Annotated in this window: 23 protein-coding genes; 4 read left to right on the top strand and 19 right to left on the bottom strand. The window is 61.4% G+C overall.

Features of this window, described 5'->3' with window-relative positions; translation table 11 throughout:
- Positions 1–73: 73 nt before the first annotated feature.
- The 5 genes from cobM to NW862_RS03675 form a co-directional block, all read right to left on the bottom strand.
- On the bottom strand, positions 74–880 hold the full coding sequence (cobM, locus tag NW862_RS03695; protein WP_414332406.1) for a precorrin-4 C(11)-methyltransferase: 807 nt from the start codon (positions 878–880) through the stop codon (positions 74–76).
- A gap of 115 nt (positions 881–995) precedes the next feature.
- Positions 996–1703 carry a 2-C-methyl-D-erythritol 4-phosphate cytidylyltransferase gene (ispD, locus tag NW862_RS03690; protein ID WP_414332454.1) on the bottom strand — a complete coding sequence of 236 codons (708 nt, stop codon included), beginning with the start codon at positions 1701–1703 and terminating at the stop codon, positions 996–998.
- Positions 1704–1826: 123 nt separating this feature from the next.
- On the bottom strand, positions 1827–3233 hold the full coding sequence (locus NW862_RS03685) for an ammonium transporter (protein WP_414332404.1): 1407 nt from the start codon (positions 3231–3233) through the stop codon (positions 1827–1829).
- A gap of 134 nt (positions 3234–3367) precedes the next feature.
- Positions 3368–3706 carry a P-II family nitrogen regulator gene (locus NW862_RS03680; RefSeq protein WP_011430352.1) on the bottom strand — a complete coding sequence of 113 codons (339 nt, stop codon included), beginning with the start codon at positions 3704–3706 and terminating at the stop codon, positions 3368–3370.
- A 173-nt stretch (positions 3707–3879) separates the two neighbouring features.
- On the bottom strand, positions 3880–5274 hold the full coding sequence (locus NW862_RS03675; RefSeq protein ID WP_414332401.1) for an IctB family putative bicarbonate transporter: 1395 nt from the start codon (positions 5272–5274) through the stop codon (positions 3880–3882).
- A gap of 858 nt (positions 5275–6132) precedes the next feature.
- On the opposite strand from NW862_RS03675, the gene holA reads away from it, so the two are divergent.
- On the top strand, positions 6133–7113 hold the full coding sequence (gene holA, locus NW862_RS03670) for a DNA polymerase III subunit delta (protein WP_414332399.1): 981 nt from the start codon (positions 6133–6135) through the stop codon (positions 7111–7113).
- A 281-nt stretch (positions 7114–7394) separates the two neighbouring features.
- Here holA and NW862_RS03665 read toward each other — a convergent pair whose 3' ends face one another.
- Positions 7395–9734 (bottom strand): transglycosylase domain-containing protein, encoded by a 2340-nt coding sequence (locus NW862_RS03665; RefSeq protein ID WP_414337885.1) that lies wholly within the window; start codon positions 9732–9734, stop codon positions 7395–7397.
- A 3-nt stretch (positions 9735–9737) separates the two neighbouring features.
- Positions 9738–11537: a protein kinase domain-containing protein gene (locus NW862_RS03660; RefSeq protein WP_414426930.1), complete on the bottom strand. Its 1800-nt coding sequence runs from the start codon at positions 11535–11537 to the stop codon at positions 9738–9740.
- A gap of 133 nt (positions 11538–11670) precedes the next feature.
- Between NW862_RS03660 and NW862_RS03655 the strand changes: the two genes are divergently transcribed.
- Positions 11671–12588, top strand: a complete 918-nt coding sequence (locus NW862_RS03655; RefSeq protein WP_414332393.1) for a histone deacetylase — start codon at positions 11671–11673, stop codon at positions 12586–12588.
- Positions 12589–12599: 11 nt separating this feature from the next.
- Here the strand turns inward: NW862_RS03655 and NW862_RS03650 are convergent, their stop codons facing one another.
- The 11 genes from NW862_RS03650 to NW862_RS03600 all read right to left on the bottom strand — a co-directional run bounded on the left by NW862_RS03650 (position 12600) and on the right by NW862_RS03600 (position 22256).
- Positions 12600–13319, bottom strand: coding sequence for a Stp1/IreP family PP2C-type Ser/Thr phosphatase (locus NW862_RS03650; protein WP_414332391.1), 720 nt, complete (start codon positions 13317–13319; stop codon positions 12600–12602).
- Positions 13319–15055: an ABC1 kinase family protein gene (locus tag NW862_RS03645; protein ID WP_414348506.1), complete on the bottom strand. Its 1737-nt coding sequence runs from the start codon at positions 15053–15055 to the stop codon at positions 13319–13321. Before NW862_RS03645 ends, NW862_RS03650 begins: the two co-directional genes overlap by 1 nt.
- A complete protein-coding gene (locus tag NW862_RS03640) occupies positions 15052–15363 on the bottom strand; it encodes a DUF6825 family protein (protein ID WP_414332387.1) in 312 nt (103 codons plus the stop codon). Before NW862_RS03640 ends, NW862_RS03645 begins: the two co-directional genes overlap by 4 nt.
- Positions 15364–15505: 142 nt before the next feature.
- On the bottom strand, positions 15506–16231 hold the full coding sequence (locus tag NW862_RS03635; RefSeq protein WP_414332386.1) for a phycobilisome rod-core linker polypeptide: 726 nt from the start codon (positions 16229–16231) through the stop codon (positions 15506–15508).
- A 46-nt stretch (positions 16232–16277) separates the two neighbouring features.
- A complete protein-coding gene (locus NW862_RS03630; RefSeq protein ID WP_414332384.1) occupies positions 16278–16919 on the bottom strand; it encodes a HEAT repeat domain-containing protein in 642 nt (213 codons plus the stop codon).
- A gap of 46 nt (positions 16920–16965) precedes the next feature.
- Complete coding sequence (locus NW862_RS03625; RefSeq protein WP_414332382.1) at positions 16966–17736, bottom strand: HEAT repeat domain-containing protein; 771 nt, start codon at positions 17734–17736, stop codon at positions 16966–16968.
- A gap of 52 nt (positions 17737–17788) precedes the next feature.
- Positions 17789–18058: a phycobilisome linker polypeptide gene (locus NW862_RS03620; RefSeq protein WP_414332380.1), complete on the bottom strand. Its 270-nt coding sequence runs from the start codon at positions 18056–18058 to the stop codon at positions 17789–17791.
- A gap of 298 nt (positions 18059–18356) precedes the next feature.
- Entirely contained in the window at positions 18357–18845 is a 489-nt protein-coding gene (locus NW862_RS03615; protein ID WP_414332378.1) for a phycocyanin subunit alpha, read from the bottom strand.
- A 141-nt stretch (positions 18846–18986) separates the two neighbouring features.
- Positions 18987–19508 (bottom strand): phycocyanin subunit beta, encoded by a 522-nt coding sequence (locus tag NW862_RS03610; RefSeq protein WP_304411987.1) that lies wholly within the window; start codon positions 19506–19508, stop codon positions 18987–18989.
- 408 nt (positions 19509–19916) lie between these two features.
- Complete coding sequence (gene trpA, locus NW862_RS03605; RefSeq protein ID WP_414332452.1) at positions 19917–20732, bottom strand: tryptophan synthase subunit alpha; 816 nt, start codon at positions 20730–20732, stop codon at positions 19917–19919.
- Positions 20733–20801: 69 nt separating this feature from the next.
- Positions 20802–22256: an ABC transporter substrate-binding protein gene (locus tag NW862_RS03600; RefSeq protein WP_414426929.1), complete on the bottom strand. Its 1455-nt coding sequence runs from the start codon at positions 22254–22256 to the stop codon at positions 20802–20804.
- Positions 22257–22457: 201 nt separating this feature from the next.
- Here NW862_RS03600 and NW862_RS03595 point away from each other — a divergent pair, with 201 nt between their 5' ends.
- A complete protein-coding gene (locus NW862_RS03595) occupies positions 22458–23363 on the top strand; it encodes a class I SAM-dependent methyltransferase (protein WP_414426928.1) in 906 nt (301 codons plus the stop codon).
- Between the two features lie 10 nt (positions 23364–23373).
- Here the strand turns inward: NW862_RS03595 and NW862_RS03590 are convergent, their stop codons facing one another.
- Positions 23374–24162, bottom strand: a complete 789-nt coding sequence (locus NW862_RS03590) for an amino acid ABC transporter ATP-binding protein (protein ID WP_414332372.1) — start codon at positions 24160–24162, stop codon at positions 23374–23376.
- 274 nt (positions 24163–24436) lie between these two features.
- Here NW862_RS03590 and NW862_RS03585 point away from each other — a divergent pair, with 274 nt between their 5' ends.
- On the top strand, positions 24437–25465 hold the full coding sequence (locus NW862_RS03585; protein WP_414332370.1) for an amino acid ABC transporter substrate-binding protein: 1029 nt from the start codon (positions 24437–24439) through the stop codon (positions 25463–25465).
- The last annotated feature ends 61 nt before the right edge of the window (positions 25466–25526 follow it).

Here is a 25526-nt window from a genome sequence, read left to right as displayed (position 1 = left end):
TTGACCTCATCTTGCTGCCTCATCGTCATTATGTTCAGCCTGCCGTCATCCGTCAATATACTGAAAGAGTCTGTTACAAATGGGCCCGCCGGCCAATTTTGGGGCGGAAGAGGTGGGCGTGGTCAGGGCTGTAGAGCCGCGAGCGGGCCGAGCCGGCTCCTGCCAAGCCCCGTAGGGCGGGACTGATGAGGTAGAGCACGGTGCGTTCCAGGCTGGCTTGCCGGGTGAGGGCCGCCATCTCCGCCAGGGATCCCAGCCAGATTCGCTCGTCCGGCCAGCCCAGACGGTAGCAAATGGCCACAGGGGTATCGGCGGGATAGTGGGTCAGGAGATCCGCCTGGGCCTGTTCCACATGGCGGGCGCTCAGGTAGAGACACAAAGAGGCGCGGTGGGCCGCCAGGCTGGCCAGGGCTTCCGCTGCCGGCACGCGCGTCCGACCGCTGGCGCGGGTGAGGATAATCGTCTGCACCAGCTCCGGCACCGTTAGCTCCACCTGCAGACGGGCGGCTGCCAGTTGAAAGGCGCTCACCCCCGGCACGATCTCAAAGGGGATCCCGGCCTCCGCCAGCCGAATCAGCAACTCGTGCAGAGCACCGTAAAGAGACGGATCCCCATCCTGCAGCCGCACCACCCGCAGCCCTGCCTTGACCCGCTCCACCATCTGGGGCAGCAGCGTTTCCAAGGTGAAAGCGCGTGTATCGATGGCCTCCACCCCAGGGCGACAATGGGTCAGCAGCCCCTCCGGCACCAAAGAGCCTGTGTAGAATACTACATCTGCTTCCGCGAGCACTCTCTGGCCCCGCAGGGTAATCAGCTCGGGATCCCCGGGGCCGGCGCCGACAATGTGCACAGGCCAGTAGGACGAAGTCTCCTCGCTCATCTGCTCTCCTCTCGCCCCAGCAGCCTGCATCCTAACAGCAGCCGATCCCCCAAAACTCCCCTCTCCTTTTGGGAGAGGGGTTGGGGGTGAGGGCGACAGAGAGTAAGGGATTAAGCTAACGCGCCAGCTCGAGGCGCTGCTGTAGAATTTGCTCGGCCAGCACCAGATCCCAGGGGGTGGTTAACTTCAGGTTAGACTCCTCACCTTCCACGATATAGACCGACCAACCCAGCTTCTCGAATAGGGCTGCGTCATCGGTTACCTGCCACCCCTGGGCCAGTGCCTCCCGATGGGCTTGCCACAGCAACGACAGGCGAAAGCCCTGGGGCGTTTGGGCTGCCCACAGCCGGCTGCGCTCCGGTGTCGATTGGATTTGGATCCCCTTGGGGCCGCTTGCGGTCACTTTAATCGTGTCTTTGACAGGGATCGCGGCAATCAAGCCGTCCACTTGCTCCAAGGCGGCGCTGCAGCGATCGAACAATTCAGGGGTGGCCAAGCAGCGGGCTCCATCGTGGATCAGCACCCGCTCCACCGTTCCCAGCCCATAGAGATACTCCACCCCCCTGTAAACCGACTCCTGCCGCGTCGCCCCTCCTTGCAGAAGCTGCACCGGCGTGGACAGCTCGATGGACGCCAGGATCTGCTCCATGGCCGGCCAATCGCCGGGCTGGGAGAGAATGCCGATCCACTCGATGGAACCGGCCCGATCCGCCGCCTGCAACGTCCAAGCCAAGATGGGCTGGCCCAAAAGCGGCAACAACAGCTTGTTGACCGCCGCCCCCATTCGCTTGCCACTGCCAGCCGCCGGGATCAACAGGTGCATGGGATCCAAAAGTGCATCCAACCGCATCCCAGTTTACAGCCAGGGAGGGCCAGGCTTGGCCCTCCTCATCGTTGACAGTGGCGATTGGTGCCGCTGGATCCCCCTCAGAGCCGGGGTGCCGCCTCAAGGTTGGTCCAACTCGGCAGAAGCAATCACAAAATCCGGGTAGGCCACGTTACCATGCTCGCCCACATCCAAGCCGGCCAGCTCCTCTTCGGCACTGGTGCGCAGGCCAACGGTTGCCTTGAGGATCAAAAACAGGATCAAGCAGGTGAGGAAAGGCCAGAAGAAATAGGCTAGAGCGCCCACAACTTGTACCCCAAATTGGGCCCAGGTCACCCCTGAATCGGCGTGGGCAAACCAAGGGATCCCTGCTGCCAACACCCCCCAAATACCGCAGGTGCCGTGTACCGAAACGGCGCCCACCGGGTCGTCAATCTTCAGCACCGTATCCAGAATCACCGCCGAGATGACCACCAGGATCCCGGCCACCGAACCGATGATCAAAGCTCCCAGAGGGTGGACAGTGTTGCAAGGAGCGGTGATCCCTACCAAGCCGGCCAGCACCCCGTTGGCGGCAAAGGTCATATCCGGCTTGCCAAAATGCGCCCAGCAGGTGATCATCGCCCCAATGGCCCCTGCCGAAGCGGCTAGCAGCGTGTTCATGGCAATCCAGCCGATATCGGGGCTGGCGGCTGTGGTCGAGCCAGCGTTGAACCCAATCCAACCCAAGGTGAGGATAAACACTCCCAGCATCCCTAGGGGCAGGTTGTGGCCGGGAATCGCCCGCGGCTCGCCGTTGGGGCCGTACTTGCCGATGCGAGGGCCAAGCACCATGGCCCCGGCCAAGGCGGAAGCGCCCCCCACCAAATGCACTACGCCCGAACCGGCAAAGTCGATGAAGCCCAGATTTTCCAGCCAGCCGCTAGTGCCACCGTTGTAGTCGCCGAAGAGACCATTCCAGGCCCAGCCCCCCGAGATGGGGTAGATCAGCCCAGAGATGACGACAGAGTAGATGAGGTAGGCCACGAACTTGGTGCGCTCCGCCATGGCCCCGGAAACAATGGTGGCAGCGGTGGCGGCAAACACCATCTGGAAGACAAAGAAGGTGAAGGGCCAATCCCCTGCTTCGTGGGCTTGCTGCCAACTGAAAGCAAACCAGCTCCTGCCAAAGAAGCCAGTATTTTCTCCAAACATCAGGCCAAACCCGATGAACCAAAAGGCGCAACAGCCCATGCAAAAGTCCATCAGGTTTTTCATCATGATGTTGGCGGCATTTTTGGCGCGGGTAAAGCCCGTCTCCACCATGGCGAACCCCGCCTGCATGAAGAACACCAAGGCTGCCCCCACCAGCGTCCAGACAATGTCAGCATGTTCCTGTACGACTTCCGCGTCCTGGGCGAAGGCACTCCCCTGGCCCAATAGGAAAACCAGCGAAATCGTCAGAGCAGCAGTTAGACTCCACTTGGCCAGTCGCCCAAGCCGCTGAGGTAGCGGGTTCTTATGCTTTTGGATCATCGTTGTAGACATGCTTTTCGACTTACCTAAAGTGACGGTACTTTTCACAACGCACTAGTAGATAGGGCAAAAATCCCTCATTTGCCCACTGCAAGCCAGCCTGGGACTCGGGTCGAGCTACCCAGGCTCCAAGACCTTCACCTTCTCTACAGGGCGTCCTGGTTGAGTTCGCCGGTGCGGATGCGAATGGTTTTCTCGACAGGGCTGATGAAAATCTTGCCGTCCCCGATTTCGCCGGTGCGAGCCGCCGCGATCAGCTTCTCGACCACCGTATCCACCAGGTCATCTTCGACCACGATCTCCACCTTCAGTTTTTGCAGGAACTCTACCGTGTACTCGGATCCCCGATAGCGCTCGGTCTGTCCCTTTTGTCGACCAAAACCCCGCACTTCGCTCACCGTCATGCCGACGATGCCGGCGTTGACCAGGGCAATTTTCACCTCATCTAGCTTGAAGGGCCGAATTACAGCTTCGATCTTTTTCATTGGCCTCCCATATCCCCAGCAATTCCGCTAATTTCTAACACTACTAAAACCTGCAAATTGTAAATCTAGATACATTTTCGTTCCTCTACTGAGAATGCCTACCACTCTAGATTTGCTCTCGTCAAGACCAGAAGGCCAAGCCCGGGCCACTCTAAGAAGTCCGCGCCGGCATCTCACGAGCTGGGTCTTTCAGCGGCCGTTGAGGATCGAGGAGAACCCAGACTGGCTGTGACGAGGGCCACCGCCAGCCACCACAGCATTTGTACCTGGGGACGGTACCAGATGGTATCCACTAGGCCGTGGGCCATCATGCCGGTGCAAGCCGCTAAGCCTGCTGCCACCCACAGGCCCTCGGGATCCCGGGAGCTGAGCAAAGTGTTCCAGCCTCTCCAGCCGTGATCCCAGAGCACCAGCAAAAACCAGGCAAAAGCCAGGGATCCGATGAAGCCTGTCTCCACGGCGAGTTGCAGCGGCACCGAGTAGGCCCCAAGGGCGCTGAAGTTGCCCCGCTGGTAGAGGGGATAGACGCGGTTGAAGGCGACATTGCCGGGGCCGATCCCCAAGATGGGAAAGTCGCGGATCATGTCCAGCGCGGCGGCCCAGACGTTGAGGCGAAAATTGTTGCTGGTGTCCAGCCGTCCCCAAAAGAGGCTCTGAGCCCGCAGCCGCAGGGGGCGTACTGTTACGATCGCAAGCAACAACGTGGCTGCCCCCCCTCCCAACAGAGCCGGCAGCGTCCAACGTCGCCAACGGGCTGGCAAGTGGGGGGTTTGCCATTGCGCCAGCAGCACCGCCATCATTCCCAGCGCTGCTAGGCCGCCAATCCAGGCGCCGCGGCTGTAGGTCAGCATCAGGCAGATGAAGTTGACGGCGGTTGTAAACCCAACCAAGAGCTTGATCCCCCAGCCCGGCCAGATGCAAATGGCAGCCAGCCCCAGAGGGAGGAGCGGAACCAGGTAGCCCCCATACAAATTGGGGTTGCGCAGAAAGCTGTACACCCGCGTCAGGCCTGCCAAGCCCGATTCCGGATCCACCCAGGTGGCTAGCTCGGCAGCCCCGTAAAAGTATTGCCGCAGGCCATAGACCCCCATCCCCAAGCTGACCAAGAGCAGGGATCCGACGATCCAATCCCGGAACTGCAGTTGGCGAAGCAGACGCTGCAGCAGCAGATAGCCGGCCAGGTAGAGCGTCAACTTCAGCCAGCCGTCCCGCGCTGCATAGGGAACCGGCGACAGGATTGTGGCCAGGGTGGCTATGCCCCAAAACAGGCCTAGGGGCAGATGGACGGGCAGCCAATTCGGGGTTTCCACCAGCCAGCCCAAGACCACAAGCGCCGCCATAGCCAGCAAAATCAGACCTAGGATGCCGGTGGAGCTTTGGGCCGAAAAAAACCAGTAGAGCAGCACCAGGCCCAAACCGATCCAATCCAAGGTTTGGACGAGCCGGCTGCTTTTGCCCCACTGCCGCAGGGATCCCGACACTCGGCTCAAAAGGCTGCCCTGCCACCAGGACTCGATAGAGAAATCCCGCAGCAGCAGGCCGCGCCATGCTTGCGTTGCTCGTTGCATGACTCCTTCCAACACCCTAGGCTTCAGCTCATCTTCCGAGTTTATATCCCCAGCGGACAGGAGCAAGGGCGGGAAGGCAAGAGGGATCCCCTTTCTAGAAGGCTAATCTTTTCTTCCTGGGCTTGGCTTCAGGACTGGTTGTTTTAGAGGCAGCCCAAGACGAAACAACTTTGGGGGGAATTATCCCCCCATTAAACTGCCCACCCGTCTCTTTTTGGCCGAGAGGTATCCAGAGATTTTGATAGCCTTGTCGAGACCAAGCTCGAAACATCACTTAGGCAACCGAGGCCAACGGGCGAAACTGAGATCCCTTAACTTCTTGGGAATTGAAAGGAGAAATCACCGATCCCGATTTGTCTGCATTCAAGGTTTGAGGATCGCAATAATGAATCTGAACACGGGTAGGACGGCCTAAACCCAAAGCAGATCCCAGGCAGCGAGCCAGAACCTGTACCTTGAACTCCAGTTCGCCAATGGTGTCCATCGTTCGCGACCCCCTCCCGATGCCTATCCCTAAGCTCAATCTAGGAGAAGATTGATGATCTTTCTTCAGTGGGAACACAGAATTTGCCAAGCTAGGGCCAAATCAAAGATCATGCAAAGCTGGCACCTTTTTTCAGAGAGAGGGAAGAGGCTTGAACCTGGCCCGGTTTTTTCTGGGGGATCCCGGACAAAGGGCGGGAGCATGCGCGTTGATTTACGTAAAATAACGCCTAGAGAAACCACGGAAAAGGGCTGGAGACCAGTTGCAGTGGCGGCTCTGCGGAGGCTGAGCAACTTGCTGGGATCTGCAGCCGCCTCAATCAAACAGGTTGGCCAGGGATCCAGCCAGAGCGTTGATGAGGGGGCTAGGGTATTATGCCCGTCTACCTTTACTGGGGAGATGACACCTATCGGCTGATGCAGGCGGTGCAGCAGTTGCGGGATCAAGTGCTGGATCCCGATTGGGCTGCTTTTAATTACGATCGCCTGCCACCGGAATCGACGCTTGTCGGCCTCAGCCAGGCCATGACGCCGCCCCTGGGATCCAACGCCCGCCTGGTTTGGCTGGAGGAGACGACACTCACCCAACATTGCCCGGAAGAGCTGTGGGAAGCAGTGGAGCGCACCCTGGCCCAGTTGCCCCCCACGACACATTTGCTGTTAACCAGCAGCAGCAAGCCGGACGGACGCCTCAAATCCACCAAAATCCTCAAGAAAGTGGCCATCGTCCGCGAGTTTCCCCAACTGCCTCCCTGGGATGAAGAGGGCATTCTTAGACAGGTATACAGCGAAGCCCGGCAACGGCATCTCAAGCTCAGCCCGGCGGCAGCCCAGAAGTTGGCCGAGGCGGTGGGCAACGACTCCCGCCGCTTGGCGATGGAATTGGAAAAGCTGGCTCTGTTTACAGCCGCTCAAGAGGATCCCATCTCCCCTGAGCAAATCGAGGCCTTGGTTCCCGCCAGCGCCTACAACAGCTTTCAACTGGCGGCCGCCCTGCGCCAGGGCAACTTGGATCAGGCCCTGCCCATCCTGGCCCATCTGCTGGATCACAACGAGCCGGCCCTGAAGATCCTGGCAGTGTTGGTGGGCCAATTCCGCACCTGGCTGTGGGTACGGCTGCTGCTGGAGGAGGGAGAACGGGATCCCAAAGTCATCGCCCAAAAAGCAGAGATCGCCAACCCCAACCGAGTTTACTTTTTACAGAAAGAGGTGGGATCCCTGGAAAGCGCAGCTCTGCTGAAGGCAATGCAGCAACTTTTGCAACTGGAATACCAGCTCAAGCAAGGTCAGCCAGAGCGAGAGGTGTTTCAAGAAGCCCTAATCCAGATCGCGACCATTCTCCGCAAATCCTGCTGATCTTCCCCGTTTCTGTTACTCGGACTTCAGAGACAGTTCTGACAACAGCCCGAAGACTTAATCGGCTTAGGTTACAGCCTTTTCCAGCTTATAGCCATTTCAAATAGCAATGAAACGTTTCTCCACGTCGTTATTGCTCCGCAACGCTGTCGCGGACGCGCCGCTCTAACTCCCCTCTCCCTCTGGGAGAGGGGCCGGGGGTGAGGGCTGGGGGTGAGGGAGGCAAAGCGTCTATTTGTCGAGTTGTCGGGATGTGGAGTTGTCTGATTGGCTTTGGCGAGCTATTGAATGACTTGCCTCATGTAACTTCCCCAAGTTTGAGCGGCGATGCCGCTACTCCCTCGCGTTGGGCTGGAGTCATCATTGCCCAGCCAAATGCCGGTTACCAGAGGCGGGTTGGGTGTGTAGCCGATAAAGAGCAGATCCTTGTTGGCGGTGGTGGTGCCGGTTTTGCCCGCTTCTCCGATCCCAAGGCGAGCGGCGGTGCCGGTGCCGGAGCGGATCACGCCTTGCAATACGGCGGTCATCTGCTGGGCGACGCTTGCCGACAAAACCAGCCGCTGCGAGCGGGGATCCTCGCGGCCTGGGTAGATCTCGCGGCAGGTGCGAAAGTCGTCGGGGTTGGCGCAATCGCTGCTATCCAGGATGCGGCGGATGGTGTGGGGCCTGGACCAAAGGCCGCGATTGGCCAAAGGAGCAAAGGCCGCGGTCAGCTCCAGCAGGTTCACCTCCATCGTGCCGAGTACCAGGGAAGGATAGGGCTGCAAGGGGGATTGGATCCCCATTTGCCGCGCCATGGCCACCACCTGCTCCAGCCCCACCTGTTGGGCCAACCGCAGGGCGATTACGTTTTCGGAGAGGATCAAGCCGCGGGCCAAGTCCATGGGGGCACTTCCCGAGCGGCAGCCCTGAAAGGTGAGGTTGCCCCAAGTAAGCGGCTCACAGGAGAGCACCTGCGAAAGCGGGATCCCCTGGCTGAGGGCGGCGGCGTAGGTGAAGACTTTGAAGGTGGATCCCGGCTGCCGTTGGGCTTGGGTAGCCCGGTTGAAGGGGCTGGCGTTGTAGTCGATCCCGCCCACGAGAGCTAAGATCTCGCCGTTGCGGCTGTCGAGGCTGACTAGGGCACCCTGACTGAAGCCCAGGCGGGAGCCCGCCTCGCGCACCGTTTGGGCCAGGGCCTGCTCCGCCAGCCGCTGGTAGGGCAAATGCAGTGTGGTCTCGATGATGAAGTTGCCCTCTGCCGAGAGGTCTTGGCCCAGAAGCTGCCGCAGCTCCTGGAAGACGGTGCTGTAGAAGTAAGGGGCAACCGTCGAGGTCTGGGAGCGCAGATTGGGGTTGAGGGTGAGGCGGCTGCGCCGGGCCCGCCGAATCTCCTCTTCTGGGAAGACTTGGAGCTCGCTGAGGCGATCCAACACCCGATCCCGGCCCCGCACGGCGGCATCGTAGTTGGCGATGGGGTTAAAGGCATTGGGAGCAGGCAGGATGGCGGCCAGGGTGGCGGCTTCGGAAAGGCTGAGCTGGCGGCTGGGGATCCCGAAGTAGAACTGGGCGGCGGTCTCAAAGCCGTAGATGCCGTTGCCCAGGTAGACGTTGTTGAGGTAGAGGGTGAGGATTTCGTCTTTGCTGTAGCGCCGCTCCAGCTTGAGGGCGGCAACAGCCTCCCGCAGCTTGCGGCCAAAGGTGTTGCCTGAGCCGGTGTAGTCGCGCAACACGGTGCGGGCCAGTTGCTGGCTGATGGAGCTGCCCCCCTGCTGCACTTCCCCGGAGCGCAGGTTGACCCAAAAGGCGCGGCCAATGCCCAGCAGATCGACCCCGAAGTGGGAGTAGAAGCGGTGATCTTCGGCGGCCACCACCACCTTGGGCAGAATCGGGCCGAAGGCCTCCAGGTTGGGCAGCTCCCGGTAGGTATCCCCCTGGTGGCGGCGCAGTTCGGTTTGCCGATCCCCGGCCAGGACGATGAGGGGGTTGCGATCGGCGGCGAGCGGCGGTTCTACTGAGAACTTGCTCCACTCGTGGCCGATCCAAATCCTCGCCCCCAGCCCCAAGAGCGCCATCAGGATCAGGCAGCCGCGCACCCCGTACACCTGCGGCGGCGGTGGATCCAACACTTGAATAAACACGCTCTCCGGATCCCGGGGCGGGCCAAGGCTGAGTCGCTGGCCATGGCGCAGGATCACCCGCCGCACCCGCTCGGCGCCGCCAAAGGGCTTGAGGCGAAAGACGCCGTTGGTGGAGTCTTGATCTTCCAGTTGGTAGCGACCGGCGTTCCACCCCAGCCAGTAGAGAATCGGGGGCAACGGGATCCGCCACCCCAGGCCGGGCAGACGCCAACCCGGACGCGGGCGAACGCAGGCGTGCAGATGGCTCACCGCAGGGGCGGGGATGCGGATGGTGGCCACCGTCTGGCTGCGACCCAGAATGTCGGATCCCTGCAGGACAAACACCTGGGGAGCTTCTCCCGGCCAAGTAATCCGCAGGCGCACCGGGCGCTTGGGCGGGGGAGGGTCGGGGGGCTTGAGGAGGGCAGTGGGCCCAGCAGGGAAAGGCCGCCCCATTGCCAGGGTTTTGAAGAAGTGGACAACGGTGTTCAACAGCGACTTTTTGTCTTCGGAAGCAGACATGGCTCAATCTCCCCGCAATTCCCGTGAGCGGCGCAGCAGCTCCTGCAGGGTCTGGCCGGGAGGAGGGCCGGCGGGGGCCGGACGGGGCTGGGCAACGGGGACGGTGGGCGGGGAAGGTGAAGGGCTGGGCGGGGGATCCCAAACGGCCAGGTAGAGGTGGCCCTGGGGGGTGCGCTCGACGAGGCCAGACCAAGAGCCGGAGCGGAACTGGACGCGCTCAGAACGGTTTTCCCGCACCGCCTGCAGTTCTCGCTGCAACTGGGGGGGCAAGGGGGCCTGCAGCATGTCTTCCAGCAGCCCTTCCGCCTGCGGGGCGGGCACGTCGTCGGCGATGGTGGCCTCGATTTGTTGCAGCGCCAGGCTGGATTCGTCGTAGGTGAGGCTCAAGTTCATGCCGCCCAAGCGGTACAGGTCGTACACGGTGTTGGGCCAGGCGCCCCGCCCCTGCTGGCTGGGGGATCCCAGGGCGGCCCGCACCACCTCGCGGGAAGTCTGGAGAGGGAAGGCGCGCAACACCGGCTCGCTGCTGGCGTAGGGCTCCAGCTCCGGCGCCGGATCCCGAACCGTCTCGCCGCCGCCCAGATCCAGAGCAAGAGGTTCAGGGGCCGTATCGGGCTGCGCACCCGCTCCGGGGCGCTCATCCTCTAACTCCGTGGGAGCTGGCGAGGGGCGAGAGCCGGAGATCACCGGAGCCGCAGGGCGCTGCAGAAACCGCCCCAACCCCCAACTCACCAAAGCCAAACCCAGCAAACCGCCCGCCAAGAAGGGGATCAGGCGCAGGGGTCCCCTGTTTTCCGCCGCAGTGGCCCCTGTCACGGGCCTGAGACGCAGCGTGCCGGCTGTGGCTAAAGGAGCAGGATCCCGAAGCGAGGCGCCACGGATCCCTGGCGATGGAAAGGCAACAGGGGCGGAACTTTGGATCCCGGCTTGGATGCGCTCCAGCTCTGCCAACACATTGGCCACCGTGGGCGGACGGGCGGCTGGATCTTTGGCCAAACAACTGAGGATGAGGTCGGAGAGGCCAGCGGGCAGTCCCAGCTCTTCCAGAGGCAGGGGGCGCTGCTTGTGGTGGGCCTGGTACCAGCCCGGGAAAGATTCCGTGGTGGGCTGGAGGGGCATCTGGCCGGACGCCATCTGGTAGAGGATGATCCCGAAGCTGTAGATGTCGGAGCGGGCATCCAGCGGCAACCCTTCCAATTGCTCTGGGGAGGAGTAGGCCAGCGTCCCCAAGTAGGCGTGGGTGAGGCTCAGCGACTCACGGGTGTTGAGCAGCTTGGCAATGCCGAAATCCACCAGCTTCGCCAGCTCCCCCAAGCTCTCGTCGGCCACCACGATCACGTTGGCCGGCTTGAGGTCGCGGTGGATGACCTGGATCCGCTGCCCTTCCAAGAGGATCCCTTCGTGGGCTGCTTTGAGCCCCAGGCCAATTTGGCGGGCCAGCCGAAAAAAGCGCTCCAGAGGCAGAGGTCCCGCCGCCAGAATATCCTTGAGGGTTTGGCCGTTCAGGTATTCCATCACATAGAAGGGCACCTCATCGGCAGTGATGCCGTAGTCGCTCACCTTGACAATGTGCAGGCTCTTTTGGCCCAAAGCGGCGCAGGCTTTCGCTTCCCGCTCGAAGCGCAGGCGGGCCTGCTCGTCCATTGCCGGCTGGGAGAGCAGCTTAACGGCCACTTCCACCCCGCCAAAGAGCAGATCTTGGGCCAAATAGACCCGCCCCATGCCTCCTTGCCCCAGCAGATGGGTGAGGCGATAGCGCTGGGCCAAGAGGCGATCCAAAAAGGGATCCGAGGAAGTGAACATAGGAAATCGCGGCAATCCAGAGAAGAGAACAGAGCAAGACTTCCGCAGGGATCTGACAGGAGCGGGCTACCTCTACCATAAGCACTGAAGCTGTCATAGGCTATGCCCACCGCCGTCAATCCGGTTGCTTTGAATGTCTTTGCCCGTCGTTTACCACCCCGACTACAGCGCCCCCCTGCCGCCGGGCCATCGCTTTCCTATGCCCAAATTCCGCCTCCTGCACGAGCTGCTGCTGCGGGAAGGGGTGATCCGCTCTCAGCAAGTGCATCAGCCGGAGCTGCCTCCCCTGGCTTGGATCGAATCGGTGCACACGCCAGAGTACGTGCGGGCCTACTGTGAGGGATCCCTGGAAGCCAAGCTGCAGCGGCGCATCGGCCTGCCCTGGAGCCCTGAGCTGGTGCGGCGCACCTGTCGAGCCGTGGGCGGCACCGTCCTGACCGCCCAGTTGGCCCTGCGCCACGGCCTGGCTTGCAATACCGCCGGCGGCACCCACCACGCCTTTCCCACCTACGGCTCCGGCTTCTGTATTTTCAATGACCTGGCCATTGCCGCCCAAGTCCTGCTGCAGCAGGGGCTGGTGCACAAGGTTCTGATTGTAGACTTGGATGTGCACCAGGGCGACGGCACCGCCTGGATCTTCCGCTCCGAGCCGCGGGTGTTTACCTTCTCCATGCACTGCGCCGCCAACTTCCCGGCCACCAAACAACAGAGCGACCTGGATGTGCCTCTGCCGGTGGGCCTGGAAGACGAAGCCTATCTACAAATCTTGGCCGACCACTTGCCGGATCTCTTGGCCCAGGTGCGCCCCGATCTGGTGCTCTACGACGCGGGGGTGGATCCCCACGCAGAAGACCTCTTGGGCAAGCTGGCCCTCAGCGACGAGGGGCTGTTTCGCCGCGACATGCAGGTGCTGGATACTTGCGTGAGACGGGGCCATCCGGTCGCCTGCGTCATCGGCGGCGGCTATGGCCAAGACCTTGCCCGCCTTGTGTACCGCCACTCGCTGCTGCACCGCGCCGCCGGCGAAGTGTACCGGCAATACCGTCTCTAGCTGGCTGCCAACTAGGCATATTCGGCGATCACCACCGTGATGTTGTCTCGCCCGCCCCGCTCTTTGGCCGCCTCGATTAACTTGCGGGGGAGCTGCTCCAAGTCCTCTACCTGCAGGCAATACTCGGCGATAGCCTCGTCCTCCAGCTCTTCGGTGAGCCCGTCACTACACAACAGCAGGCGATCCCCCGGACAAACTGTAATCGGCTGCACGGCAGGCGGCCCCGCATCGGGCCGGCCCAGGCAGCGCTCGAGAATATGTCGCCAGGGGTGGACGCGGGCTTGCTCTTGAGTCAACTCCCCTTGGCGAACCGAGCGGGCCACCAGGGTGTGATCCTCCGTCATCTGCTGCATCTCGGATCCCCGCAAGCGATAGAGGCGAGAATCGCCAATGTGAGCGCTCCAGCAATTGTTGTTAGGATCCACCAAGGCCACCACCACGGTGGTGCCCATGTCGGCCCGCTCCGGGTTTTGCCGCTGGTCCTTGAGGATGGCCTCGTTGGCTGCTTCTACCGCTTCGCTGAGCAACTTGGGTGCCGGCACGTTTTTCCAGCCTCGATCCAGATAGGCCCGGATGGTCTCGACGGCCAACAAGCTAGCCGTTGCCCCGGCAGCGTGCCCTCCCATGCCATCGGCAACGATGAAGTAACGTCCTTCCGGATCGCAGTAGTAGGCATCCTGGTTGCTGCTGCGAACCTTGCCCGGATCCGTAGCGCAGGCGTATCGTCGCATCACATCAATCGCTCTGACCGATTCAACCTCAAGAGTACCCTGATTAAAGCAAGAGCAGCGAGGGCAGCCAAAACCAAAGTGATAACGGCTAAGGTAGCATGTCCGGCCAAAAGGAGCTGGGTTGCGCTCAGAAAGAAGGCTGCAAACAACACTGCATAAATAACCCCCAAGCCGGTGCTGTTCAGCTTGCGCAGCAGGCGCTCTGCCTCGCTCGATCGCACCCGCAGGCGCAGTTCTCCTTGTTCCAACTTGCTCAAGGTCAATTCGAGGCGGCGGGGCAAACTGAGGCTGCTGCTGGTAAACTCAGCCGCCTGGCGGCCAACCTGGGCCAAGAGAGTCTCGGTCTCGGTTCCGTTTAAACTCATCAGCTCCTCCGCGAAAGGCTTGGCCACTTCCATAAAGTCGAACTCCGGATCCAACCCCTTTCCCAACCCCTCCAACGTGGTTAGGGCCCGCATCACAAAGGTAAAGGTAGCCGGAAAGCGAAACGGCTGATCGTAGGCCAGCTCGTAGAGGTCTTCGCTAATGGCCGCCACCGAGATTGCTCCTGAGTTGCTGGAAAAGGGTTTATCCATAAAGTGGTCCAGCATGTACTGGACGGAGCGACGCACCGGCGCCAGATCGGCGGTGGGCACCAGCACCCCCAGCTCTACCAGCGAGGCCACCACCCGATCGGCATTTTTGGAGACCACACCTGCCAGCGTGCCCATCAGCTTCTCTTTCACATCGGAGCGCAGGCGGCCCATCATGCCGAAGTCGTAAAAGATCAACGTGCCATCCGGCTTGACGGCAATGTTGCCCGGATGGGGATCGGCATGAAAAAAGCCGTCTTTGAGCAATTGCCGCAGATAGGCCTCTGCCCCCAAGCGGGCCAAGACCTTGCGGTTCAGCCCCGCCGCGCTCAGGGCTTCGTAATCGCTGATTTTGATCCCCGGCAGGTATTCCAATGTCAGCAGACGGGGGGAAGTGTAGCGCCAGTACACCTTGGGGACGGCAATTTGCGGCATGTCCCGAAAATTGCGACGAAAAGTATCGGCATTGCGGCCCTCGTTGAGGTAGTCCACCTCTTCCCAGAGGGTGCGCCGACACTCTTCGTAGATGCCGATCCAGTCCCGGCCCGGCCCGCCCCAAGGGGTGCGGTACTGAAAAAACTCGGCAATACCGCGGCAGATCTCCAGATCGATAGTGAACAGCCGGGTCAGCCCTGGGCGCTGTACCTTGACCACCACCTCTTCGCCGGTCTTGAGCTTGGCGCGATGCACCTGCCCCAAGCTGGCCGCCGCCAAGGGGGTGGGATCGAAATAGCTGTAGATCTGGGCTATTGGCCTGCCCAGCTCCTGCTGCACGATGGCCGCCACCTGTTCGTAGCCAAAAGCAGGCACTCGATCCTGCAGCTTGGAGAGCTCCTCGACATATTCAGAGGGGAAGAGATCGGCGCGGGTGGAGAAAAACTGCCCCACTTTGATAAAAGTAGGGCCGAGGTGGAGCAGCGTTTCACGGATCCAAATGGCTCTGGCGCGGCGGCGTTTGGCCTTGCGCTCTGGTGTGGCCTGCCCCCCGTAGCTCCACGCGTGCTGATCCAGCCAGAGGTAGAACAGCCAGGTGAGCACAAATCGCCAAATATCCAGAAGGCGGCCCCAGCGGGTGTAGTTTTCCCGGGCCCAACGGTAGGCGGTATAGGGCTTGACCGATTGGGATCCCGGGGAAGTCGGGGATCCCTGTCTGCTGGCATTCAAGCGTTTCGACTCCGATATTTCTGCAACTCGGAGCGCAACTGCGCCACTTCTGCCCGCAGGTCGTCCAGAGTTGCCTGCAAATCTTCTGTCTTGAAAGGAGGGGGCACCATCTCCTGGGCAGCCACCGAGGCTTCTGCCTCAGCTCGGGTCATGACATCCTGGGCAAAGGTTTGCCAGCCCTCCTGTAGCTCAGCCCACACCTTGCCCACTTCTCCGGCAATGTCGGCAAGGGCGCTCTCCCAACGCTCCCGCAGAACATCTGCTACGGCTTTGCCAACAAAAAAAGCCCGCACAACCGGATTCTTCATGCAACCCAAGTGTTAAGAAGCATCACTCAGAATTATAACGAATCTTGCCCAAGCACAGCCGCGAGCCGACCTACCCGAACAGCATCGGATCGATCGGCCCGACGGATCCCGCGAGGGATCGTCCTGGAAAGTTTGTCCAGTGCTAGCGGCGGCTGGTGGTCATGTCGGGGATCTTCAGATCGAAGACGCTGATGTTTTGCCGCGCCGCCGGCTGGGGATTGAGCATGCGGGCCATGTTGAGGAAGTTTTCCGGATCCCCGGGTTTGGGCGGGCGGGTGAGACGGTAGGTGCGCACCACTTCCCGGGTCGAGCGCTTCACGCCGGAGACATCCCGCCAACGGGCTCCATAGCGGGGGGTCACCAAGTTAGCGGGTTTTTCGGAGAGGCGACGGCGCTGATAGGGCACCACATCGTCCCCGAAAGCGGCGTTGTACTCCTCGCTATCCACTACAGCGTCGATGAGGCCATCCAGCCCACGGGTAGCAACGATGATGGAGTACTTAATGCGCTCCTGTTGGCTGTAGGTGGGCCGGCCCAGGAAGCGCTGGAAAGTGACCTCGATGAAGCGGTAGTTGTCATTGGGAACCATGACCAGATCCCGGTACACCTCCGACTTGCCCAGGCCGCGCACAAACTCTTTGACCGAAATCGCTCCGTTGCGCAACTGCGACTCCAAAGCTTTTTGTCGATAGCTCTCCAGCATCAGATGCTCGCTGAAGATTTGGCGATAGGCAGCGCGAATGATGTTGTCCACGCCCGTCGGGTCATCAGGACGATAGACCGGCGGGGTTTCGTCGCTGGGCACAAAGTAACGAGGCACCCGCTCATTTTGGGTGGTGGGACGATCGGCAAGCAACGGAAGAGACATAGGTGGTGCTCCTTGAAGAAACAAGAGACGACAAAGGGGGACAGGGCTATGGATCGGCTGCCAGCTCCTGCTGACTTAACTGGGCGCGCAGGGGAATCAAGGGATCCGCATCCTGCAAGGCCATTTGCAGGGCTGCCTCGACGGCAGATCGCAAAGATGCCTCTCCCAGCCGAGCCAAATCCGTCAGGGATCCGACGGCGGCATAGCGGACGCCCCAATCGGCGTCGCCCAAGCACTGACGCAGCAGCTCCAGGGCCTGCTCTTGGTCGGAGAGGGGCCGCCGTGCAGCGACCCGCCCCAGCCCACGGGTCGCCGCCCGCCGCACGCTGGGGGCAAAGTCCGCTACAATCGCCTCCGCCAAAAAGGGATAGGCATCCCCGTGGCCGATGCGGGCCAACGCCCGCACCGAATAGGCGCGCGCCCCGTAGTCGAAGCCATCGATGTTAGCCAGCAAAGGCTGTACTGCCGCCTCCCCAAAGCGCAACACCTCTTCCAAGGCGGCTTCTCCCACGGCAGGGCGGTTGAAGCCAAAGGCGCGAATGAGCAGGGGGATCCCTTCCACCTGGCCTAGGGATCCCAGCGCTCTCACCACCCGCAGCAGGTCTTCTGCTGAGGTGGCCTGCTCCAGCTCGGCGGCCAGTTGAGCCACAGCAGCGGGGAGCACTTGTGCAGCCGAGAAAGAGGACATAGGCAGAGCTAGAAGTGAAGTCGAAAGCCGGAGCCGGGGAGAGCGACTAGAACAGCTTGTCCAGTTGCGGGAGGATCGCCGCTGCCGCCCGATCCGGCGACACCTGCCCCAACTGCAGCGCCACGTCGAACAGCCGCTTCAGAGCGTTGATGCGCAGGTTGAGGGCTACATCGGCGGTCGCCAACAGCGGCGCTCCTGCCACCCAGCCGGATTCTGCCAGGTCGAACAAAGCAGCCTGGCGCAGGCTGAAATTGGGGTGAGCCAGCAGCGCCACCAGAACCTGGGTCAGCTCCTCAGCTTGGGTAAAGCGATAGAGCACCCAGGCGGCTGCCGAACGCACCCGCTCCGAAGGGTGGCTCAAAAAAGGCCGGATCGCCGCCTCGGCCTCGGTGGCGCCGAGCTGGCCCAGCGCCTCGATAAGGGCTTCCCAGGGCTGCTCCTGCTCCCGCGACTGCAGCAAGGCCAGCAAGGGATCCACCGCTCGCCTGTCCCCCAACTGGGCCAAGGCATAGGCGGCCTCTTCCCGCACATGCAAGTCGGTACAGGTGAGCGCCTCGATCAAGCCGGGTACGGCTCGCACGTCGCCGATTTGCCCCAGCGCCTTGGCAGCATTGCGCCGCAGCGGATAGCCCCCCAAGACCGTGCGATCCCGTTCATCCTGCAACGCCAAAAGCAACGGCTCTACCCCGCGCGGATCCCGAATCGTGCCCAAGTACCAAGCGGCATAGTACCGCTCTTGCAGGTCATCCCCCTGCAGCCGGGCTATCGCCTGCTCCCAAGTGAGCTGTTGCGGCAGCACCGCCGTGTTGGATGCCATGCGAACCTTTGCAGAGCTGTTCATGACCCTTGGGCAACTCTGTCCGCAGCCCTTACTCAGCAGCACCGTTGCCTTGGGCAGAGGCGGCATCGGTTCCCGCCAGAGCGATGACCTGCACGATTTTGCCGCCCATTCGCAGAATGCGCTGCATCTCGGCAGACAGGCGGCTGTAGGGAACGGTGGTGCTCAGGGTGCTGCGACGCACCTTGGCAGAGGTGGCCAGGGCATCCGGCGGGTTGAGCAGGCCGGTGTACTCAACTCTGTAAACCCGGCTGCCAGCTTCCGTCAGGGTTTCAGGGCCGGTGGTGCTTTGACCAAACATCGCTTTCCCCAGATATCTATATTGGGTTTCGTCCAGAACACAGGCAGGAGCCGCCCTTCACCCGACAAGCCATATCGGCTGCTTCTGCGGGCTGCTCCGCCCTGCCATGGGGCAATGCCCAGAACGATTAAGACAAAGAGCAGGCGACCAACCCATTCGGCTGAAGAGGAGCCAAAATGCTGACTCAACCCGAAAACCGCGGGGCCAGACCCGCCTGCTCTGGAGAGACATACAACTGGAAGACGAAGAAAGAGATCGTCCACTCCCCACAAGTGGGGATCTCTAGCCCTGGGATCCCTTAGCTGAGGGCGTTGATGGCGTAGTCGAAGTAGATGGCCGCTTCGTTGGCCGCTTGGCCGCTCAGCATGCCCAGAGCGCGGTTCTTCATGTACTGCAGAGCCACAATGTACCAGCTCGGAGAGAGGTTGAAGGAGCGGTTCACCTCCCGCAGCCCGGCTACCAAGTATTCATCGAGGGGGCCGGTGCCGCCCGCAACCAGAGAATAGGTGATGAAGCGGAGGTAGTAGCCGATATCGCGGGCACACTTGGCCTGAAACACATCGCCGTGGCCCATTTCGCCCGGCTGGGTCAGGTAGGGGAAGCGCTTGAACACTTCCTGCACCGCTTCCCGCACCAGGGTTTGTTGGTTTTGGGTCAGGACACGGGCCGCCTCCAGGGAAGCAGCAGCACGCTGGTAACGGCCGTTGACCGCCTGCAGCTCGCTGGCATTGAGAAAACGCCCTTGATTGTCAGCGGAAGCAATCGCCTCAGTGATGACGGTTTTCACCTTGCAACTCCTAAATTCATCGATTTGGTTGTTAACGAACGTTCTGCAGGAATGGCGGATTACGTCCCAACTTGAGGATCTCCACCTACCCAATCAGAAAGATGGATTCAACAGGTCTGAAGAGGGACAACCCAGCCGTCCTCAGACGATGGCGGCAGCGGCTTTGTCGAAGTAGCTGGCCACCTCGCTTTGCAGCGCCGAGCAATCGCCAGGGGTGATGCCTTTCGGATCCATGATCTTGGCCAGGGCTTCTTTCTTCATGGCAGCGATACCATTGGCCACAGAAGTGGTGGGCACCCCCAGCGCAATGTAGGTTTCCCGCAGGCCGTTGAGGCAGCGATCTTCCAGCACCGAGCTATCCCCCGCCAGGGTGGCGTAGGTGATGTAGCGCAAGATGATCTCCATGTCCCGCAGGCAGGCGGCCATGCGACGGTTGGTGTAGGCATTGCCCCCAGGAGCGATCAGATCCGGCTCCTGGGCAAACAAAGACCGAGCTGCGTTGGTTACGATTTGGGCGGCGTTGCTGGTCATGCGGTTGACCGCATCCAGGCGCTTGTTGCCCTCTGCCACCAAAGCCGCCAGACGGTCGAAGTCTTGATCACTTAAAAAGGCGCCGCGTGCATCTGCCTGAGCGATCACCCGGGTAAAGGCGTCTTGCATGATGGATCTCCTTCTGGTCTTTCCAAAAAGCGATGAGCGACTGGCTGAACCTCTCAAAAGCCGAATCCCAAGCTCTCTTGTGGGATCCCGTTTCCCCAAAAACCGGGGATCCTGTGGAGCAGATTACCCCCACCGAAGCCCCAGATTTTGAGATAGGTCAAGAACTTCTGCGACCTTCAGACAGCCGAGCATCCAGGTCAATTTTATAGCGCGGGAGGGATGAGTGTTTTGTAAAGATTTACAAATAAACCAACGCCGAGCTGCCTGCTCAGCCGCCGATCTCCTGTCTCTGATGGGGCCGCGGGCGGGCAATGGGTCGGCGAGGAGGCTGACGAGATGTAAACATTTGTTTCAGTCGTAAGGTAAACATTCGTTTCCCTTGTTTTGAGCTAGCGGCAAAGCCATCGGCTGTCAATGTTGTGGGGTGCTTATCCCCTGCAGGGCAGCCTTGAGATCCCGGCAGAAGTGGGCGATTTGCTGTAGCCCTTGGGCGGGGGTGGGGGCTTTGGCCAGCCGTTGCACGAAGGCACTGCCCACGATGGCGGCATCGGCTCCCCAACGGGCGATCTGGCTGGCCTGGTCGGGGGTGGAGATGCCGAAGCCCACCCCGATCGGCAGGGAGGTGTATTGGCGCAACTGCTGCAGCAAGGCCGGGATCCGCTGCTCCAGGGTGGCCCGTTCGCCGGTGACGCCGGTGGTGCTGACCAGGTAGATAAAGCCGCTGGACTGTTGGGCAATACGGCGCATCCGCTCCGCGGGGCTGGTGGGGGCCACCAGTAAAATGAGGTCGATCCCCTCTGCCTGCGTTGCTTCCCGCAGGGATCCGGCCTCTTCCAGGGGCAGGTCGGGGACGACTAAGCCAGCACAGCCGGCCCGGCGCAGTTGCTGTACAAAGGTGGGGAGGCCGAGCTGGTGGATAGGGTTGTAGTAGGTGAAGAGGATGAGGGGAGCCTGCAGGGAGAGGCACCTCAAGCCCTGCAATATGGCACCCAAGGTAACACCCCGCCTGAGGGCGCGGGCAGCTGCTGCTTGGATCACCGGCCCATCGGCCAGGGGATCCGAGTAGGGCACCCCCAACTCGATGAGATCGGCGCCGTGTTGATCCAAAACTTGCAGGGCTTCAAAGGTGGTTTCCAGGTCGGGATCCCCGGCGGTGAGGTAGGGGATGAGGGCGGCTTCGCCGCGGCTGCGCAGCGCCTGGAAACACGCGGTGATCCGGCTGGGCATGGGATCCGTCCGAGCTGAGGAGATGGAGAGAGTTGAGAGCATCCCCCACTGTAGCGCTTGCCGGGATCCCTAGGGGAGAGGCACAAAGTCGTAGCCCGTGCCGGAGCGGTTGCCCCGTTCAATGCGCACCAGCACGTTGGGGGCATCGCGGTCGCCGGAGGGCAAAAAGCGCACCTCCCCGGAAGCGCCGTCTGGCAAGCGGAAGTTGGAGTCGCCGAGGGCAGTGAGAATGCCGCTGCGGCTGGGGGATCCCTGCCGAATAGCCTGGAGAAGAACACGGGTGGCGTCGTAGGCCAGGGCGGTGCGCCAACTCACCTGCCCTCCCCACATCTGGGCTGCCTTCTGGGCAAAGCCGCGGCTGCGGAGAAGATCGGGATGCCAGGGCACCGCCACCACCATGCCCTCCACCGCTGCTCCCCCTTCCTTGAGGGTGGTGAGGCTGAAGAGCACATCCCCCCCCACCAGGGCAAGGGGTTGGCCGAGGAGGGCGTTCTGGCGGGCAACGGCCAGCGCTTGTTCGGCTACGGAAGCCGTGGGTGCCAAGAAAGCCGCCTGGGATCCCTGCTCCAGTGCACTCTGGAGGCTGGCCTGGGGGTTGAAATCGGCGGCTGTTAGGTCGAAGGTGGCCAGCACAATCCCCCCTTCGCTGGTCAGGGTGGAGGCAAAGGCGTCGCGCAGGCTGGTGCTGTAGGCGCTGTTGGGGTTGTAGAAGATGGCCACCCTCTGCAGGCGCAGCTTGTTAAGGACATAGCGGGCCAGTTGCGTGCCAGCAATCTGGTCGGAGGGGACGGTGCGAAAGATGGCGTTCCCCAGCAGGCTGATGCGGGTGCTGGTGGAGGTGGAGGAGATCATGGCCAGGCCGGCAGACTGATAGATCTCAGCCGCCGCCAGGGTAGCATCGCTGGCGTTGTGGCCGATCACCCCCAAAATCTCAGGCTGGCCCACCAGCGCTTTGGCCACTGCCGCCGCTCGCTCCGGGTTATCCCCGTCGTCGGCAATCACCACCCGCAGCAGCCGCCCCCCAAGGCCCCCCTGTTGGAAAAGCTCCTCTTGGGCCTGGGCCACGCCCCGCAGCGTCTCTTTGGCGCGGTTGGGGTTGCTGGAGATGGGCACCACCACGGCTAAGCTCAAGGGGTTGCCCTGCTGCTGGGCGCGGGCGTTGTTCAAAAAAATGCGCGCTTCCGGGTCGTTGCGGTTGTTCTGCAGCCCCATCTCCAAGAGCGGGATCGCCGCCCTGAAATTGCCCTGGCGGATGAGCTCTGCGGCAGCCACGGCGGCGGGGCTGCTATCGGCAAAGAGGGTGCGCTCGCCGCTGGTTAAGAGCAGATCCTGGGCCCTACTGCCCAACCCTGGCAGCGAGATCCCTGGCGGCCAGCGAAGGTAGCCCGCCCGCCAAGCGCGATGACCGCCCCAGAGGAGCAGGAGCCCCAGAGCAATGTAGACGATGGGTGGCGGAGACTTGGCAACCATGGGCCCCAAAGAAGAGAACAACAGCAGAATCCGGGCAGCAGGGGTATCGCTCACACCTTCAGGAAGCTCCTGGAACCCCCCTCTTCAAGGATCTTCAAGAGCTTTCTTGAAGCATACCTGAAGGATCGGGCCGGTAGGAAGGGCTGTTGCGGTATTGGCGCTCCAGGTGCTCCACAATGGAGACAGGAACAGAGGGGGTTGCCGAGGCTCTTCTGGGTGTACGCTGTGGCTCAGTCTCCCGGTTAGCCTGCAGAGATGGGGCCCAAACCCCTGCAGCGATCGCAAAAGGACGATAGCGGCGGCGTCAAGCAATGCGACATCGGGGCAAGACGCTGGCTTTCCCTTCCCATGATAGAGGTTGTCGAAAACCCTTTGCCTCAGGATCCGCTCGAGCAAGCCCTGTGGGACTGGCACCGGGGCCAGGCCAGGGGATCCCTGCGCTTGCACGCCTACAGCGCCGAGGGGATCCCACTAGCAGAGGAGCCCCAGGTGGTCTCGCCGGAGGTGTTCTTCACCCAGGAGCTGCCGGAAGTGGAGGCCCTGGCTTTGGATCTGTGTCGCGGTCGGGTGCTGGACATTGGCGCTGGCACAGGCCGCCACAGCCTGCTGCTGCAGGAGGAGGGGTTGGCCGTGGCCGCCCTGGATCGCTCTCCGGTGGCTCTGCAGATCATGGCCGAACGGGGGGTGCGCTGCCCCATTGCCGCCGACCTGTTCTCCTGGGAGGGGCCGGAGGAGCCCTTCGATACGCTGCTGCTGCTGATGAACGGCGTCGGCCTGGTGGGATCCCTGGCGGGATTGGAGCGTTTTTTAACCTTGGCCCGCCACTGGGTTCAGCCCACCGGCCAGTTGCTTGTGGATTCCACCGATCTAAGCGACCTCAGGGAAGATGGCGGCTCGGCGGATCTGCCGCAGGTAGAAAGTTCAGCCGATTCTGAAGCCGAGGATTGGGAGAAGGGGAAGGACTTGAAAGCGGCGGGCGAGGCAAAAGCCAAGGTGGTGAACTTTGTGGCCGAGTACAACGGGCAGCGCGGGGATCCCTTTCCCTGGCTGTTTGTGGATCCGGAGACCCTGCTGCGCTATGCCCACGCCCACGGCTGGCAGGGACAAATTCTCTACCAAGAGCCGGAGGGAGCCTTTCTGGCACGGCTTGCGCCTCTCTAAGCGTAGCCCCTTAGTGGGAAAGGATCTGCGACAAAAAAAGGCGGGAACGCTCTTCCTTGGGGTTGCTGAAAAACTCCTGGGGGGTGTTTTCTTCCACGATCTTGCCGCGGTCGAAGAAAATAATTCGATCCGCCACCTCGCGGGCAAAGCCCATTTCGTGGGTTACACACACCATGGTCATGCCCGAGCGGGCCAGCTCCCGCATCACGTCCAGCACCTCTTTGATCATCTCCGGATCCAACGCCGAGGTCGGCTCATCAAAAAGCATCACCGCCGGATTCATGGCCAAGGCGCGGGCAATGGCCACCCGCTGCTGCTGCCCCCCCGAAAGTTGACCAGGATACTTTTCCGCTTGCTCAGCGATTCCCACCCGCCTGAGCAGCTCCATGGCCCGTTCAACTGCCTCGGCCTTTTTCATTTTCTTCACATGAATCGGGCCGAGGGTTACATTCTGCAAGACCGTGAGATGGGGAAACAGGTTGAACTGCTGGAAAACCATGCCCACTTCGCGGCGAATGGCGTCGATGTTGCGCAGGTCACTGGTCAACTCAATGCCATCTACCACAATGCGTCCTCTCTGGTGTTCTTCTAAGCGGTTCAGGGTGCGAATAAACGTCGATTTGCCCGAACCTGAAGGCCCACAGACCACCACCACCTCGCCGCGGCGGATGCGGGTGGTAATGCCCTTGAGGACGTGGAACTCGCCGTACCATTTGTGAACATCTTCACATTGGATGATGTCGGTGCCGGCTGAGGTTGGCAGGGAGGGTGAAGACATCATGCGCGGGGATCCTTTCATGGGCGGATAAATCCCTTTTATTTCATCAAAGCAAGCATGGGTACCATGGCAGAACCGGCTGAGCTATAACCGTAGCCTACATAACATTTCTCTACGCCCTGACATGTAAGGCTTTGAGAAAATCATTGACGCCTCTGGCGAACCATTCTATGGGGTGTGGCAGGAGTGCGACGCCATTGGCCTGGCGAACAAGTAGATCCACCAGGTAGATCCACGTGGATACGGACTACTGAAGATTACGAAGGATTGACATTGAGGTCATTCTATGAGCTGGATGAAGCATTTGAACGGATTGGCCCCCTTGGCCGGGGCATTGGTTCTGTCGGTGGGCCTGCAGTCGCTCCCCGCTTGGGCACAACTGGGGCCGCTCACCAACCGCATCAAGGCGCGGGGCGAGCTAATCTGTGGCGTAAACAACCAACTGCCCGGATTTGGCAACCTGGATGACCAAGGCAAGTATGTCGGCTTCGACATCGACATCTGCCGCGCCGTAGCGGCTGCTCTGTTCGGGGATCCCGACAAGATCCAATTCGTTTACCTGACGGCGGCCAATCGCCAATCGGCCATTCAGGCAGGAGAAGTGGATATCATCAGCCGCAACACCACCTGGACGCTGACGCGGGATCGGGAGTGGGCGGTAACTTTTGGCCCCACCACCTACTACGACGGCCAAGGGTTTTTGGTGCGGAAAAGTCTGGGTGTACAGAAGCTGGAGGATCTGAACGGGGCCACCATCTGTGTGATTGCCGGCACCACCACCGAGCTGAACCTGGCGGATACGTTCCGGGCCCGCGGCATCGCCTTCACACCGGTGACCTTCGACGGCGATGATTCCTCTTTTAACGCTTACGAAGAAGGCCGCTGCGACGCCATCACCAGCGACCAAAGCGCTCTGATCTCCCGCCGCGCCAGTTTGGCTGCTCCCGACGACCATGTGATCTTGCCGGAGGTGATCTCCAAAGAGCCGTTGGGGCCTCTGGTTCCTCACGGCGACGAGAGCTTCTCTGATATTGTGAACTGGACGGTCTACGCCCTCTTCTACGCGGAAGAAAAAGGGATCACCAGCGCCAATGTGGAAGAGTTCCTCAAATCGGAGGATCCCGACATTCGCCGCTTCTTGGGCCAGGAGGGCAACCTGGGAGAGCTGCTGGGCCTGCAGCCGGATTGGGTGGTCAAGGTCATCAAGGCGGTGGGCAACTACGGCGAGATCTTTGACCGGCACTTGACGCCCTTAGGGGTGGCTCGGGGCTTGAACCGACCTTACACTCAGGGTGGGATCCAGTACGCGCCGCCTTTCCGCTAAGCGGTTGTCCAGAAATCCGGGAGCCGTCGCCCCAGGGATCCCGCTTGGTCAGGGATCCCTG

Source organism: Synechococcus sp. H55.8, from assembly GCF_047462375.1.
Lineage (GTDB): Bacteria > Cyanobacteriota > Cyanobacteriia > Thermostichales > Thermostichaceae > Thermostichus.
Note: the sequence above shows the minus strand (reverse complement) of the source record. Positions and strands in the feature narration are given on the sequence as shown.